13 protein-coding genes are annotated in these 15158 nt (G+C 33.2%); 6 read left to right on the top strand and 7 right to left on the bottom strand.

Annotation, left to right across the window (positions count from 1 at the left end):
• Window positions 1-32: 32 nt before the first annotated feature.
• The 4 genes from AC1DY0_RS13535 to AC1DY0_RS13520 all read right to left on the bottom strand — a co-directional run bounded on the left by AC1DY0_RS13535 (window position 33) and on the right by AC1DY0_RS13520 (window position 5327).
• On the bottom strand, window positions 33-1880 hold the full coding sequence (locus AC1DY0_RS13535) for an ABC transporter ATP-binding protein (protein WP_477189123.1): 1848 nt from the start codon (window positions 1878-1880) through the stop codon (window positions 33-35).
• Complete coding sequence (locus AC1DY0_RS13530; protein ID WP_477189122.1) at window positions 1880-3607, bottom strand: phospho-sugar mutase; 1728 nt, start codon at window positions 3605-3607, stop codon at window positions 1880-1882. The genes AC1DY0_RS13535 and AC1DY0_RS13530 overlap by 1 nt, the downstream gene beginning before the upstream one ends.
• A 217-nt stretch (window positions 3608-3824) precedes the next feature.
• Window positions 3825-4781 (bottom strand): glycosyltransferase family 2 protein, encoded by a 957-nt coding sequence (locus tag AC1DY0_RS13525; protein WP_477189121.1) that lies wholly within the window; start codon window positions 4779-4781, stop codon window positions 3825-3827.
• Window positions 4782-4784: 3 nt separating this feature from the next.
• Entirely contained in the window at window positions 4785-5327 is a 543-nt protein-coding gene (locus tag AC1DY0_RS13520) for a DUF4199 domain-containing protein (RefSeq protein ID WP_477189120.1), read from the bottom strand.
• Window positions 5328-5563: 236 nt separating this feature from the next.
• Between AC1DY0_RS13520 and AC1DY0_RS13515 the strand changes: the two genes are divergently transcribed.
• From AC1DY0_RS13515 to AC1DY0_RS13505, 3 genes are all read left to right on the top strand, one after another.
• On the top strand, window positions 5564-5815 hold the full coding sequence (locus AC1DY0_RS13515) for a type B 50S ribosomal protein L31 (RefSeq protein ID WP_077375626.1): 252 nt from the start codon (window positions 5564-5566) through the stop codon (window positions 5813-5815).
• Window positions 5816-5987: 172 nt separating this feature from the next.
• On the top strand, window positions 5988-7163 hold the full coding sequence (locus AC1DY0_RS13510; RefSeq protein WP_477189119.1) for a GlmU family protein: 1176 nt from the start codon (window positions 5988-5990) through the stop codon (window positions 7161-7163).
• Window positions 7164-7377: 214 nt separating this feature from the next.
• The gene (locus AC1DY0_RS13505; protein ID WP_477189118.1) at window positions 7378-9012 is read left to right on the top strand and encodes an ABC-F family ATP-binding cassette domain-containing protein; all 1635 of its coding nucleotides are present in this window, start codon (window positions 7378-7380) and stop codon (window positions 9010-9012) included.
• 75 nt (window positions 9013-9087) lie between these two features.
• Here the strand turns inward: AC1DY0_RS13505 and AC1DY0_RS13500 are convergent, their stop codons facing one another.
• Window positions 9088-9390: a GNAT family N-acetyltransferase gene (locus AC1DY0_RS13500; protein ID WP_477189117.1), complete on the bottom strand. Its 303-nt coding sequence runs from the start codon at window positions 9388-9390 to the stop codon at window positions 9088-9090.
• Between the two features lie 264 nt (window positions 9391-9654).
• Here AC1DY0_RS13500 and AC1DY0_RS13495 point away from each other — a divergent pair, with 264 nt between their 5' ends.
• Window positions 9655-10335, top strand: coding sequence for an alpha/beta hydrolase (locus AC1DY0_RS13495; RefSeq protein ID WP_477189116.1), 681 nt, complete (start codon window positions 9655-9657; stop codon window positions 10333-10335).
• A 44-nt stretch (window positions 10336-10379) separates the two neighbouring features.
• On the opposite strand, the gene AC1DY0_RS13490 is transcribed toward AC1DY0_RS13495, so the two are convergent.
• Window positions 10380-11075, bottom strand: coding sequence for a TlpA family protein disulfide reductase (locus tag AC1DY0_RS13490; protein ID WP_477189115.1), 696 nt, complete (start codon window positions 11073-11075; stop codon window positions 10380-10382).
• Window positions 11076-11250: 175 nt separating this feature from the next.
• Window positions 11251-11766 (bottom strand): DUF2892 domain-containing protein, encoded by a 516-nt coding sequence (locus tag AC1DY0_RS13485; RefSeq protein WP_477189114.1) that lies wholly within the window; start codon window positions 11764-11766, stop codon window positions 11251-11253.
• 165 nt (window positions 11767-11931) lie between these two features.
• Here AC1DY0_RS13485 and rpmH point away from each other — a divergent pair, with 165 nt between their 5' ends.
• Together rpmH and carB are read left to right on the top strand one after the other, a co-directional pair.
• A complete protein-coding gene (rpmH, locus tag AC1DY0_RS13480) occupies window positions 11932-12093 on the top strand; it encodes a 50S ribosomal protein L34 (RefSeq protein WP_008464848.1) in 162 nt (53 codons plus the stop codon).
• Between the two features lie 153 nt (window positions 12094-12246).
• Window positions 12247-15102 carry a carbamoyl-phosphate synthase large subunit gene (gene carB / locus AC1DY0_RS13475; RefSeq protein WP_477189113.1) on the top strand — a complete coding sequence of 952 codons (2856 nt, stop codon included), beginning with the start codon at window positions 12247-12249 and terminating at the stop codon, window positions 15100-15102.
• Window positions 15103-15158 lie beyond the last annotated feature (56 nt).

Genomic DNA, 15158 nt, shown 5'->3' with positions numbered 1-15158 from the left:
TTTAGTCCTTAAACCTTCTAAGTTATTCTAAACTATTCAAATGACTGCATTGTTACTAATTTATTATAAGTGCCGTCCATAGCGATAAGCTCTTCGTGTTTTCCTTGCTCTACGATTTTTCCTTTTTTCATGACTACAATCAAATCTGCTTTTTGTATAGTCGAAAGACGATGTGCAATTACAATGGAAGTTCTGTTTTGCATCATGTTTTCCAGGGCCACTTGCACGAATTTTTCGCTTTCCGTATCCAAAGCGGATGTAGCTTCATCTAGAATCATGATTGGAGGGTTTTTCAGCACGGCACGGGCAATAGACAATCGTTGTTTTTGTCCGCCAGAAAGTTTGTTTCCGCTGTCACCAATGTTTGTATCGATTCCAAGCGGTAGATCTTTGACAAATTCATATGCATTGGCAACTTTTAGTGCTTCTGTAATTTCTTCATCAGAAGCATCAGGTTTTCCGATAAGAATATTATTTTTAATGGTATCGTTAAAAAGAATGGAATCCTGTGTTACCAAGCCTAATAAGCTGCGTAAAGAATGCATGGTCATGTCTTTGATGTCAATACCGTCAATCTTTATATTTCCTTCTTGGACATCATAAAAACGAGTCAATAAGTTGGCAATAGTGCTTTTCCCGCTGCCAGACTGACCAACAAGAGCTACGGTCTTACCTTTAGGAACTTCAATTGAAAAATTATGTAAAACATTTTTATCTTCATATTTGAAATTGATGTTTTCAATTGTAATGGTAGTATCAAAAGATTTTTTAATTATTGCGTCTGGCTTGTCAGTAATTGTGTTTTCAACTTCCAATACTTCAAATACACGCTGTGCAGCTGCCATACCACTTTTTACAGAATAGCTTGCTTTTGAAATAGATTTGGCAGGTGTTAAAATATTATAAGCCAATCCCATATAAGCAAGGAATTTGGCCCCCTCCAATAAAGGTTCGCCGTTTGCTAATTTTTCAACCAACACCATATTTCCACCATACCAAAGTAAAACTGCAATAACAACAATTCCCATAAATTCACTCATTGGCGAAGCAAGGTTGTTTTTCTTGCCAATACTGTTTGAAAGTTTCAATAATCTCGTAACAGAATCATTAAATTTACCTTTGAAGCTATTTTCGGCATTATAGCTTTTTACTACTTTCATTCCTGAAAGCGATTCTTCAACAATTGAAATTAAATGGCCTCCTTCGGACTGAATTCGCTCTGATTTTGATTTAAGTGATTTTCCTATTTTTGTAATAAAATATCCAGAAATAGGTATAAATATGAAAACGAAAAGCGTCAATTTAACACTAATCATAAACATGGCAACAATAGTAAACACTATAGTCATAGGCTCTTTTACAATTAATTCTAAAATGGCAAAGAAAGAGTTTTGAACTTCACCAACATCACCCAGCATACGAGCCATAATGTCACCTTTTCTTTTTTCGGAATAATAAGAAACTGGGAGTTCAATGATTTTATTATACATTGTATTTCTTAAATCTTTTAAGACTCCATTCTTTAAGTGCATTAAATGATTTGATGCTAAATAGTTGAAGAGATTTTTAAGCAAGAAAGTGGATATCACTAAAGAAACGACTAAAATTAAGGCATATTGAGGGCCACTTGTTTCAGATAATTTGGTGATATAATAATATAAATAATCATTTCCATATTTTGTTATATTAAAAATGCCATTGTAAACAGGTTCTTCAGTTATTTTTTCTGTTTTATTGAATAGCACCTGCATCATTGGGATTAATGATATAAATGAAAGCGTGCTGAAAAGAGCATACAAAATATTATAAATTACATTTAATGTAACGTGTGATTTGTAAGGCTTTATAAAAGGAAATATTTTTCTTAAATTTTCGTCCATTAGTTCAATTGCATTGCAATAATTATATTTTTAATTTTTTCGTTCAATATTTCTTCAACCTTAGAAAAATTCGCTACGCTATCTAATTCTGTTTTTACGCTGATGTAAAATTTAATTTTTGGCTCAGTTCCACTTGGTCTGGCGCAAATTTTAGAACCATCTTCTGTATAATAAATTAATACATCAGATTTTGGCATGTCAATAGCTTCTTCTTCATCAGTAAACAAGTTTTTGGCTATCGATGATTTGTAGTCTTCTACCATTACCACTCTTTGGCTATTGATTTCTTTCAATGGATTTTCGCGTAATGAAACCATCATTTGATTGATTTCGGCCAATCCTTCCATACCTTTTTTGGTAAGGGAAACTAAATGCTCTTTGTAGAAACCAAAGTCTACATAATATTGTAACAAAGTGTTGTAAACTGAACTGCCTTTGGCTTTGGCCTGTGCCGCAACTTCACAAATCAATAAAGTAGCCGCAACAGCATCTTTATCACGAACGGCATCACCAACCATGAATCCAAAACTTTCTTCTCCACCACCAATAAATTGTAGTTCTGGAAAATCTTTAATCATTTTGGCGATCCATTTAAAGCCTGTTAATCCCACTTTGCATTCTACACCATAAGCTGTTGCCAGTTCCATAATCATTGGAGTAGAAACTATGGTAGAACCCACAAATTGTTTTCCGTTTATTTTACCTGCTTTTTTCCATTGTTCCAATAGGAAAGCCGTCATCAAAATCATTGTCTGGTTTCCATTCAACAAAATCATTTTGCCTTCGTTATTTCGAACCGCAACTCCCAAACGGTCACAATCTGGATCGGTACCTACAACAATATCTGCATTCAGCTTATCGGCCAAGGCAAGCGCCATTGTCAATGCTTCTGGCTCTTCTGGGTTTGGTGATTTTACAGTTGGAAAATTTCCATCTGGTTTAGCTTGTTCTGGAACGATGTTCACATTCGTGTAACCCGCTTTTTCCAAAGTTGCAGGAACAGACATAATTGAAGTTCCGTGTAAAGAAGTAAATACAATGTTTAAGTTGTCTTTAGCTTCCTTTGGAGTGTTGAAACTTGCATTTTCAACTGATGATTTTACAAAAGCTTCATCAATTTCAGTGTCAATATATTTTATCAAACTTTCGTCTGCCGAAAATTTAATTTCGTTATAATTTAAATTTTCAATAATATCAATGATAGCTCCGTCTTGTGGAGGAACAATTTGTCCACCATCTTCCCAATATACTTTGTAACCATTATATTCTGGTGGATTATGTGATGCTGTTAGTACAATACCACATTGGCAACCTAAATGTTTAAGCGCAAAAGACAATTCTGGAGTAGGTCTTAAGTCTGAGAATAAATAAACTTGAATTCCATTTGCAGAGAAAACATCAGCAACTACTTTGGCTAAAGATTGACTGTTATGACGGCAATCATAAGCAATTACAACCTTCAAAGCCTGTCCTGGAAAAACAGTATGTAAATAATTAGAAAGCCCTTGGGTGTTTTTTCCAAGCGTATATTTGTTGATGCGGTTGTTTCCAACTCCCATCACACCACGCATTCCTCCAGTTCCAAACTCCAAGTTTTTATAAAAACTCTCTTCCAGTTCTTTTGGTGAAGTAGTCATTAATTCCTTAATGGCCACATGTGTTTCATTGTCGAATGTTGGGGTTAGCCATTCGTTTACTGCGTCTAAAATGTTTTGAGGTATGTGCATTTTATATTTAGTTTAAGTTGTTAATCTATTTTATGAAAACAAGAATGTCAGTTTTATTAGGAGCTTTTTCCTGCTATCCGCTATATCTTTTCTTGTCTAAAGAAGACAAGAAAAGGATGCCGCTACTATCAGGGCTAGAATCGTAAAGCGAGAAATTTAGTTTTTATAAACTATTTTTTAGTTCTTGCTTCTCTCTTCAAAGGAGAAGGTTTAGAATTTAAAAATTTACTTCAGTCGAAACCTTGTAACGTTCCTCGTTGTTTTTGGTTCTCAAAATAATTTCTCCCAGAAATCCTGCCAAAAACAATTGTGTTCCCAAAACCATTGTTGTCAGTGCAATGAAAAACCAAGGATTACTGGTTACTAAATTATAGTGCATTCCCATATACATATGATATAGTTTTGAAATTCCTATATATCCAGCCAATAAAAAACCAAGAATAAACATAAAGGAACCAATCGCTCCAAATAAATGCATTGGTCTTTTTCCAAATCGGGAAAGAAACCAAATAGTTATTAAATCTAAAAAGCCATTAATGAAACGTTCCATTCCAAATTTGGTCTCTCCATATTTTCTTGCCTGATGTTGCACTATTTTTTCGCCAATTTTCCCAAAACCGGCATTTTTAGCCAAAACAGGAATATATCGGTGCATTTCGCCAGAAACTTCAATGTTTTTTACTACTACATTTTTGTAGGCTTTCAGTCCACAGTTGAAATCATTCAATTCAACCCCAGATGTTTTTCTGGCAGCCCAGTTAAATAGTTTCGAAGGAATATTTTTAGCTACAACTGAGTCGTAACGTTTCTTTTTCCAACCCGAAACCAAATCGTATTTTTCTTTGGTGATCATTTCATATAAACCCGGAATCTCGTCTGGACTGTCTTGTAAATCGGCATCCATCGTGATAATCACATCGCCTTTTGCTTTGGCAAAACCAGCATGCAAAGCTTGTGATTTTCCAAAGTTTTTCATAAACCGAATCCCTTTTACGTTTGAATTCTCAGTTGCAAATCCTGATATAATATTCCAAGATTCATCTGTACTTCCGTCATCCAAAAAAATGATTTCATAACTATAGTTGTTAGATTTCATTATCGAAATGATCCAAGTGTACAATTCTTGTAGAGATTCCTCTTCGTTAAGAAGCGGTATGAGTATTGATAAATTCATTAATTAGAAGCTTTGCGGTTTTTCGTTTTTTAATACTGCACCTACAATTAGGGAGTAAATCAAGCCAAAGAAAGAATACATGGCTAATGTTACAGGTAAAACAATAAAAGGATTCATGAATTTTTTCACCATTGAAAGCCCCATTTCAATTTGTTCTCCTGTCATGGTTGGATTTTTTGCCAACATGCCTTCTTTGGTAATAGCAATCATTTCATCTATGAATTCAGGGAAAATGAAATTGAAAATAATGTTAAAAACAGCGTATATAAGTGCGGCGATAAAAGTTATGGAAATTCCTGTTTTGAGACTTTCGCTAAGTGTTATAAAGCCATTGTTGATGTTTTTCTTGTAATTTGTGCAACCTATATATATAAATAAGATTGGCAATAACATGTAATTAGAGATGTTTACAATTGTTCCGACACTCGTATTAATTAATGATTTCATTCCAACGAGGTACATAATTACGAATTCCAAAACCATTATGACACCGAATAAAACACCAAACAAAACACCAGATTTTGCTGGGGATACATTATTTTCCATAGAGACTGTTTTAATTAATCTACAAATATAGCAATTCCCAATATAATGGCGTGTAAAAAATGATTTTTACGGCTATATAAAAAAAGTTACACAAAGGTTTGTATATTGAAAAATAAGTGTAAATTTGCAAACTCAAAATAATATTGTAAAACAAAAAGTTATAGCGCGTTTATACCTTTTCTGTTAGAAGAAAAGCTTCAAGACAAGTTATAATTAACAAATAAAAAAGATTCAAGATGAAAAAAGGTGTACACCCAGAAAATTACAGATTAGTTGCTTTTAAAGACATGTCAAACGAAGATGTTTTTATCACTAAATCTACTGCTGATACTAAAGAAACTATCATACACGAAGGTGTTGAATATCCAGTTGTAAAAATGGAGATTTCTAGAACTTCTCACCCTTTTTACACAGGTAAATCTAAACTTATCGATACTGCAGGACGTATTGATAAATTCAAAACTAAATACGCTAAACACGTTAAATAATTTTAACTGGTTTCAAATACACAAAAAAGCCTCGCAATTTGCGAGGCTTTTTTTATGGAAATTTTTCTCATATTCTTTTCGTGTGGGATTCCTTACTCCTATAAACATTTAAAAATAGTTGTAACTTTGCGGTGATAACCAAATCACATTTTAACAATTTATAATTTAATTTATGAACTACATACTTTTTGACGGTCCCGCTCGAAATGCTTTGTTGCCCTTTACTTTTACACGTCCTGTTGCCGATATTCTTGTTGGTATTATGACGATTCGTCAAAAGTGGGAAGCGCATTTGGGATCTACCACTACAACAGTAACCGAGGAATATTTATCAGAGAAATTTCCAATGGTAGAGTTGGAGGAAAATGTAATGATTAATGCCTCTTTTTTACCCAATACTGTTTTGGTAGAAATGGTTAGTAATCTTGGGCCTAATCAGGCTATTTTCAAAGGGGATGATGTTATAGCTTTTTATACGAATGACGAACAGGAGTCAGTAGATTTCGATACTTATGAAATTCTTGAATATAATGATAACTGTATCACTATTGAAAACACTTGGGATATTTTCTCCATGAATGATGCTGCCATTCGTGAAGATTTCGAATTTTTGACAGCCGATAGAAAATCACAACCTATACCAAAAAGTGTAAATGTAATTGCACCTGAAAATATTTTCATTGAAGAAGGAGCTAAATTAGAATTTGTCACCTTGAATGCTTCGAGCGGACCTATATATATAGGTAAAGATTCTGAAATAATGGAAGGGTCTATCATTCGCGGACCATTTGCTTTATGCGAAAATGCACAAGTAAAAATGGGAGCCAAAGTTTATGGAGCAACAACTGTAGGCCCTTATTCGAGAATTGGAGGTGAGGTAAAAAACACAGTGCTTTTTGCTTATTCCAATAAAGGTCATGACGGATTTCTTGGAGATTCGGTTTTAGGAGAATGGTGTAATATTGGTGCAGACAGTAATAATTCAAATTTGAAAAACAATTACGAAGAAGTAAAATTGTGGAGTTATGAAACTGAAGGTTTTGCTAAAACAGGTCTTCAGTTTTGTGGATTAATGATGGGAGATCATAGTAAATGTGGTATCAATACCATGTTCAATACAGGAACAGTGGTAGGAGTGAGTGCCAATATTTTTGGAAGTGGTTTTCCACGCAATTTTGTACCAAGTTTTTCTTGGGGAGGAGCAGCGGGATTTACCACTTATGTTACCAAAAAAGCTTTTGAAACGGCAAGGTTGGTGATGAGCCGCAGAAATGTAGAGTTTGATGAAATTGAAGCTGCTATTTTGGAACATATTTTTGAGGAATCAAAAAAGTGGAGAAAAGAATAGTTTGATTATACTTCTTAGATAGTTATATTTTCTTGAATTCGATAATTTACATAGGCAGCTATGTGAATTATCGATTTTTTATTTTAAAAAAATCTGAGAAGTCTAAGAATCTAATTGTGTTGTCTAATTATTTAATTAATCTATCTTTGCAGCTTCAAAAAATAACTGCTAAGGTCTCTAATAATCTAAGTAGTATAATAATCTAAAAATCTAAATGATTACAATTAACGATATTTCGGTTCAATTTGGGGGCACAACTCTTTTTAGTGATGTTTCTTTTGCAATAAATGAAAATGATAAAATTGCCCTTATGGGTAAAAATGGTGCTGGTAAATCAACACTTTTAAAGATTATTGCTGGACAAGGAAAACCTTCCACAGGGAATGTTTCTGTGCCAAAAGAAGCTGTTGTTGCTTATTTGCCACAGCATTTGTTGACGACAGATGGCGCTACCGTGATGGAAGAGGCTTCAAAGGCTTTTGGTGAAATTTTCAGTATGAAAGCCGAGATTGATGAAATCAATGAGCAATTGACCATTCGTACCGATTATGAAAGTGATGGGTATATGAAATTAATCGAAAGAGTTTCCGACTTAAGTGAGAAATTCTACGCGATTGAAGAGGTGAATTATGAAGCCGAAGTAGAGAAAATTTTAATAGGTCTAGGTTTTGTTCGTGAAGATTTTACTCGTCAAACTTCGGAGTTTTCTGGAGGTTGGAGAATGCGAATAGAATTGGCAAAAATACTTTTACAAAAACCCGATTTGATTTTGCTGGATGAGCCTACAAATCACATGGATATCGAAAGTATTCAATGGTTGGAAGATTTCTTGATTAATTCTGCTAAAGCTGTTGTGGTAATTTCACACGATAGGGCTTTTGTGGATAATATTACCAATCGTACCATTGAAGTGACAATGGGACGTATTTATGATTACAAAGCAAAATATACTCATTACTTGGAATTAAGAAAAGACCGTCGTTTACATCAACAAAAAGCCTATGATGAGCAACAAAGAATGATTGCGGATAATAGAACTTTTATCGACCGTTTTAAAGGGACATTTTCTAAAACTGATGCAGTTCAGTCAAGAGTGAAAATGTTAGAAAAACTTGTTATTGTTCAAGTTGATGAAGTGGATACTTCGGCATTGAAATTAAAATTCCCGCCTGCGGCTCGTTCGGGACAATATCCTGTTATTGTAAAAGAGATGTCTAAATCCTATGGAGATCATGTGGTTTTCAAAGACGCTAATATTGTTATAGAAAGAGGGCAAAAAGTTGCTTTTGTAGGGAAAAATGGAGAAGGTAAATCAACAATGATCAAAGCTATAATGAAGGAGTTTGGTCCTGATAGTGGTTCTGTTGAAATTGGTCATAATTCCCAAATTGGATATTTTGCTCAAAATCAAGCGGCTTTATTGGATGAAAACGCCACTATTTTTGAAACTATTGATGATATTGCAGTTGGTGATGTAAGAACACAAATAAAGAACATTCTTGGAGCTTTCATGTTTCATGGAGATGATATTACTAAGAAAGTTAAAGTGCTTTCTGGAGGAGAAAAAACACGTTTGGCAATGATTAAATTATTGCTAGAGCCAGTGAATTTATTGATTCTGGATGAGCCTTCAAATCACTTGGATATGAAAACCAAAGATATTATCAAGGATGCTTTACGTGACTTTGACGGGACTTTAATTTTGGTTTCTCACGATCGTGATTTCCTTGACGGACTGGCTACAAAGGTTTTTGAATTTGGTAATAAACGTGTTGTAGAACATTTTGAAGATATAACTGGTTTCTTGGCTCACAAAAAAATGGATAGTATGAAAGAAATTGAAAAATAAATTTTCAGTTTCTTTTCAAGGCAAAAAAAAGCAGGAGTTTAATTTCTCCTGCTTTTTTTGTTTTAAATGAATCTTTTATATGCGTATTCCTGGTGGAAGCAATTCTTTGTAGATTGGGTTTTTTTTAAAGAAAGTAACAATTTTAGGAAGAATGGGTACTACTTTTAATTTTTTTTCGATAGCAGTTTCCATGATGTTCTTTAAAAAATTAGAAATAAACTCTTCGTCATTGTAACCCTCAGGGGTGTTAATCTTGGTTAAGAATATTTTTTTCTCCTGAAAAGAATATTCAACAGAAACGATTCCAGTTTCTACTTTTGTTTCAAATTGTCGGGCAAAACCATTGTCTTTAATTTCTAATTTTATTATAGTTTCCATATTTGTTTTATTGATGCAAAGGATGGCTAATTGAAGTTCAGTGCGCAAAGGTAATTATTTGATAATCAGCAAAAAAATGTTTTTATGATTAACTTATGAAACTATTTTTTAAATCTTATGTTTGTAAGGAATGACTGTTTTTTTTTGAAATTTTGTTTTAAAAATTATATTTTTTGAAATGTAAACGCAAGTAGTCCGTAAATGAGAATAAAATATTAATTTTAAAAAGTGGTGTGATGAATACAGATTAATGTAAAAATAGTTATGAATAAAATTCCGGTTTATTTTATGCCAGGTTTGGCGGCTAGTGTTGCTATTTTCGAAAGAATTAAACTTCCTGAGTCAGAATTTGATATGTTTTTTTTAGAATGGGAAATTCCATTAGAAAAAGAATCTTTACAAGATTATGCCAAGCGCATGACGGGAAAGATTAAACATGAAAACCCAGTTTTGATAGGCGTTTCTTTTGGGGGTATTTTGGTTCAGGAAATGTCACGTTTTATTGTGGTCCGTAAAGTTCTAATTATTTCCAGTGTAAAAAGTAATTTGGAGTTTCCTAAAAGAATGGTGATTGCAAAAAAGACGAAAGCTTACAAATTAATTCCAATAAGTTTGGTTCAAAATATTGAAAGCTTGGCGAAATTTTCTTTTGGTAAAAAAGTAAATGAAAGACTTAAGTTATATGAAAAATTTCTTTCGGTACGGGATAAACGATATCTAGATTGGGCTATTGAGCAAGTTATTTTGTGGAATAGGACTGTTGTTGATCATGACGTAATACATATTCATGGTGATGCAGACGACGTTTTTCCAATTAAAAAGATTTCTAATTGTATTATAGTTAAAGGTGGTACTCACGTAATGATTTTGATGAAATGCAAATGGTTAAATACAAATTTGCCTAAAATTATTCTAGGTAAATTTGATGATGTTGAAGAGTTGTAGTTAAAAAGATATTGCTTTTTTATTCAAAGCGAAGTAAAAAAGAATTAATTAGTGGTGAAGCTTTTTTTATTGGTTAAAGCTTTCATTAGATTTTCATTAATGTCTTTACTGAAGTAATTGTAACTGGTGATGATAGCTTCTTTAATTGGAGTTTTTATTTTTGTATTACTCTCAAAATGTTTGATGTTTACAACGTTTTTATTTTCGTCTACAAAAATTGAAGTTGGAAAGCCTAAAGTATGTTTGATGGTTGCTACAATATGGGAATCTTTCGAATAGTACTCATTAGCATAACACACTTTAATATTGTCGTTGAATTTGTAGGCTATATTTTTTAAATCACTTTTTTTGTCCCAAAACACTACAATAATTTGCATGTCATCGCGATGTTCTTTAGCTAGTATATTCAAAGCGGGAATTTCTCCTTTAGGAATAACACACCAAGAAGCATAAGTGATGATGAAAATAGGTTTGGAGATTCGGTTTATTTTTACATTTTTTTCTTTGTAAACTTTCAAACTGAAATCATCGAATTTTGTTCCGACGAGTTTGTTTTTTACTAAAGAATCAAAAAGGTTTTTGCCTTCCTCAATGTTCCTTTTTTCGTAAGCGCTATTGCTTGCTCTTTTATAGGGATTTATGTTTTCTTTTATAGCGTCAGACAGGTAAGTAATTGTATCTTGACAATAGGAAGTTGTTAACGATAAAGATAAAATTAGTGTAAGTAAAAATCTTTGCATAAATCATTTAGGTATAAAAACAATTAGCTAAGATATCTTCTTTGTGTCTAATAATATAAAAATAACGTTGAATAACGCATTAATCCGATGTAATACTTGTGATGTAAAAAAAGTCACCCTAAAACGAGAGTGACTTTTTGTAATGTTATAGTAATAAGTGTTTTAAGCTAGGTATTTATATTTTTTTCATTTGCTCTTTCATCATGATAATCTGATCTTTAAGCATGTTTTGCTTGTCTAGCTTTTTAGCTTCATTTAATAAAGTAGTAGCCTCTAGTTTTCTTCTGCGGGTCATTGCAACACCTGCTAAGTTTAATTTGGCAACTGCCAAATCCATATCCATTGATAAACCAAGTTCTATTGCTTTTTTGAAATATTTTTCAGCTTGATTGATATTTGTTTGCGAAAGCATGATCCCGTGTAAGTAATTGAAATATCCTTGTTGTTTTCTAACTAAAGCAGTTTCGGGATTTTTGATGTATGCTAACCATTTTTTAGCTCCTTCGAAGTCTTGTTTTCTTAGTTTTAAAAAGGCAAGTAGTATAAATTCGTTTTTGAAATATAAAAAAATTGGAATTCCAGACAATAAAATAAGGAAAATTCCGTTTCCAATATTGCTTTCAGTAAATTGCCAAATGCTAGTGATTATAATAAGTCCAGCGAGAATGAGTTTGATATTTTTATGAAACATAATGTATAAAGATTTATGGTTGCAAAGATAGTAAAAGGATTTAAAAATATTTTTTAAAAACTACTTGCCAGAAAAAAAAGTCTTTGTATATTTGCACTCGGTTTTAGAATAATGGTTATTCAAAAATAAATAGACACTTAATTAAGATTTTAAATATACAAAGCAATGAGCAAAAGAACGTTTCAACCATCGAAAAGAAAAAGAAGAAATAAACACGGATTTATGGATAGAATGGCTTCTGCTAATGGAAGAAAAGTTCTAGCGCGTAGAAGAGCTAAAGGAAGACATAAATTGACTGTTTCTAGCGAACCAAGACACAAAAAATAATGTTTGTATAAACATCTATAAGGCGTTACTTTTTTTAGTATCGCCTTTTTTTATACCCAAGCGGTACTGCTTTATTAAGTTTGAAATTCGTGTTTTTCTAACAAATTTCAAATTTTACGTGATAAAAAAACAACAACTACAATACATAATAAAATGCCAAAAGATACATCTATAAAATCAGTTTTAATAATAGGTTCAGGTCCGATAGTTATTGGTCAAGCATGTGAATTTGATTACGCAGGCTCACAGTCAGCCCGTTCCATTCGTGAAGAAGGGATTGAAGTAATCTTAATCAATTCCAATCCTGCAACAATTATGACCGACCCATCTATGGCGGATCATGTTTATTTGAAACCGTTAACGACAAAGTCTATTATTGAGATCCTTAAAGCACACCCGCAGATTGATGCGGTACTTCCAACCATGGGAGGACAGACTGCTTTGAATTTATGTTTGGAAGCTGACGAGAAAGGAATTTGGCAAGATTTTGGAGTACGAATGATTGGTGTAGATGTAAATGCCATCAATATTACTGAAGATAGAGAGCAGTTCAAACAATTGCTTCAAAAAATAAATGTTCCTACTGCACCAGCAAAAACTGCTACTTCTTTCTTAGAAGGAAAAGAAATTGCCCAGGAATTTGGTTTTCCATTAGTAATTCGTCCTTCTTTTACTCTTGGAGGAACAGGAGCAGCATTTGTACATACTAAAGAAGAATTTGACGAAAAACTTACCTACGGATTGGAAATGTCTCCAATTCATGAAGTTTTGATTGATAAAGCTTTGATAGGATGGAAAGAATATGAATTGGAGTTATTGAGAGATAAAAACGACAATGTTGTAATTATCTGTTCTATCGAAAATATGGATCCAATGGGAATTCATACTGGAGATTCAATTACTGTGGCGCCAGCTATGACGTTGTCGGATACGACATTCCAAAAATTACGTGATTATGCTATCTTGATGATGCGTAGCATCGGAAACTTTGCAGGAGGATGTAACGTGCAGTTTGCCGTTTCGCCAGATGAAAAAGAGGATATCGTTGCGATTGAAATCAATCCTCGTGTGTCTCGTTCATCTGCTTTGGCATCAAAAGCGACTGGTTACCCAATTGCAAAAATTGCTTCGAAACTGGCTTTGGGATACAATTTGGATGAATTGCAAAATCAAATTACAAAATCTACTTCAGCTTTATTCGAGCCGACTTTGGATTATGTGATTGTGAAAATACCACGTTGGAACTTCGATAAATTTGAAGGCGCTGACAGAACTTTGGGACTTCAAATGAAATCGGTAGGAGAGGTAATGGGAATTGGACGTTCGTTCCAAGAAGCCTTACATAAAGCGACTCAATCATTAGAAATCAAAAGAAATGGTTTAGGTGCCGACGGAAAAGGATATACAAACTACGAGCAAATTATCGAGAAACTAACTTTTGCAAGTTGGGATCGAGTTTTTGTAATTTATGATGCTATTGCAATGGGAATTCCATTGAGCCGTATTCATGAAATCACTAAAATCGATATGTGGTTCTTGAAGCAATACGAAGAACTTTATACTTTAGAAAAAGAAATTTCGAATTATAAAATCTCTAGCCTTCCAAAAGAGTTATTGCTAGAAGCAAAGCAAAAAGGTTTTGCAGACAGACAAATTGCACACATGATGAATTGTCTAGAAAGTGAAGTACATTCTTTGCGTATGACAATGGATATTAACCGTGTATTCAAATTGGTTGATACTTGTGCTGCGGAGTTTAAAGCAAAAACACCTTATTACTACTCTACTTTTGAGGCTGAAATTGAAAAAGCTAACGGAGAACGTTATGTTGATAATGAAAGTGTTGTAACTGATAAAAAGAAAATTATAGTTCTAGGGTCTGGACCAAACAGAATTGGACAAGGAATCGAGTTTGATTACTCTTGTGTGCACGGGGTTTTAGCAGCCAAAGAATGTGGTTATGAAACCATAATGATCAACTGTAATCCAGAAACAGTTTCGACTGATTTTGATACAGCCGATAAATTGTATTTTGAACCTGTATTCTGGGAACATATTTATGATATTATCCAACATGAAAAACCGGAAGGTGTTATCGTGCAATTAGGAGGTCAAACTGCTTTGAAATTGGCCGAGAAATTGTCTAAATACGGGGTGAAAATTATTGGAACTAGTTTTGATGCTTTGGATTTAGCCGAAGACAGAGGACGTTTTTCTGATTTATTGACTGAATTAAAAATTCCTTTTCCACAATTTGGAATTGCAGAAACTGCTGATGAAGCATCTGCACTTGCTGATACTTTGGACTTTCCATTATTGATTCGTCCTTCTTATGTATTAGGAGGTCAAGGAATGAAAATTGTAATCAACAAAAAAGAATTAGAAGAGCACGTTATCAACTTATTGAAAACGATCCCTGGAAATAAATTACTGTTAGACCATTATTTGGCAGGAGCAATCGAAGCTGAAGCGGATGCAATTTGTGATGCAGACGGCAATGTTTATATCATAGGTATTATGGAGCATATTGAACCTTGCGGAGTACACTCTGGAGATAGTAATGCTACTTTACCTCCTTTTAACTTGGGTGAATTTGTAATGCAACAAATAAAAGATCACACTCATAAAATTGCTAAAGCTTTAAAAACGGTTGGTTTGATCAATATTCAGTTTGCAATAAAAGACGATACCGTTTATATCATTGAAGCAAACCCTAGAGCGTCTCGTACGGTTCCATTTATAGCAAAAGCTTATGGAGAACCATATGTGAACTATGCTACTAAAGTAATGTTAGGACACAATAAAGTAACCGATTTTACTTTTAATCCACAATTAAAAGGATATGCAATTAAACAACCTGTTTTTTCTTTCAGTAAGTTCCAAAATGTGAACAAAGCATTAGGACCAGAGATGAAATCAACAGGAGAAAGTATCTTGTTTATTGATGACTTGAAAGACGATCAATTCTACGAATTGTACTCTAGAAGAAAAATGTATTTGAGTAAATAAACTCAAGTTTTGATATTGAAAAAGCCCCATTTTGGGGCTTTTTTTGTTATTGTACT

Source organism: Flavobacterium sp. P1_E4 (genome assembly GCF_056405915.1).
This window is presented reverse-complemented; position numbering and strand designations above follow the sequence as displayed.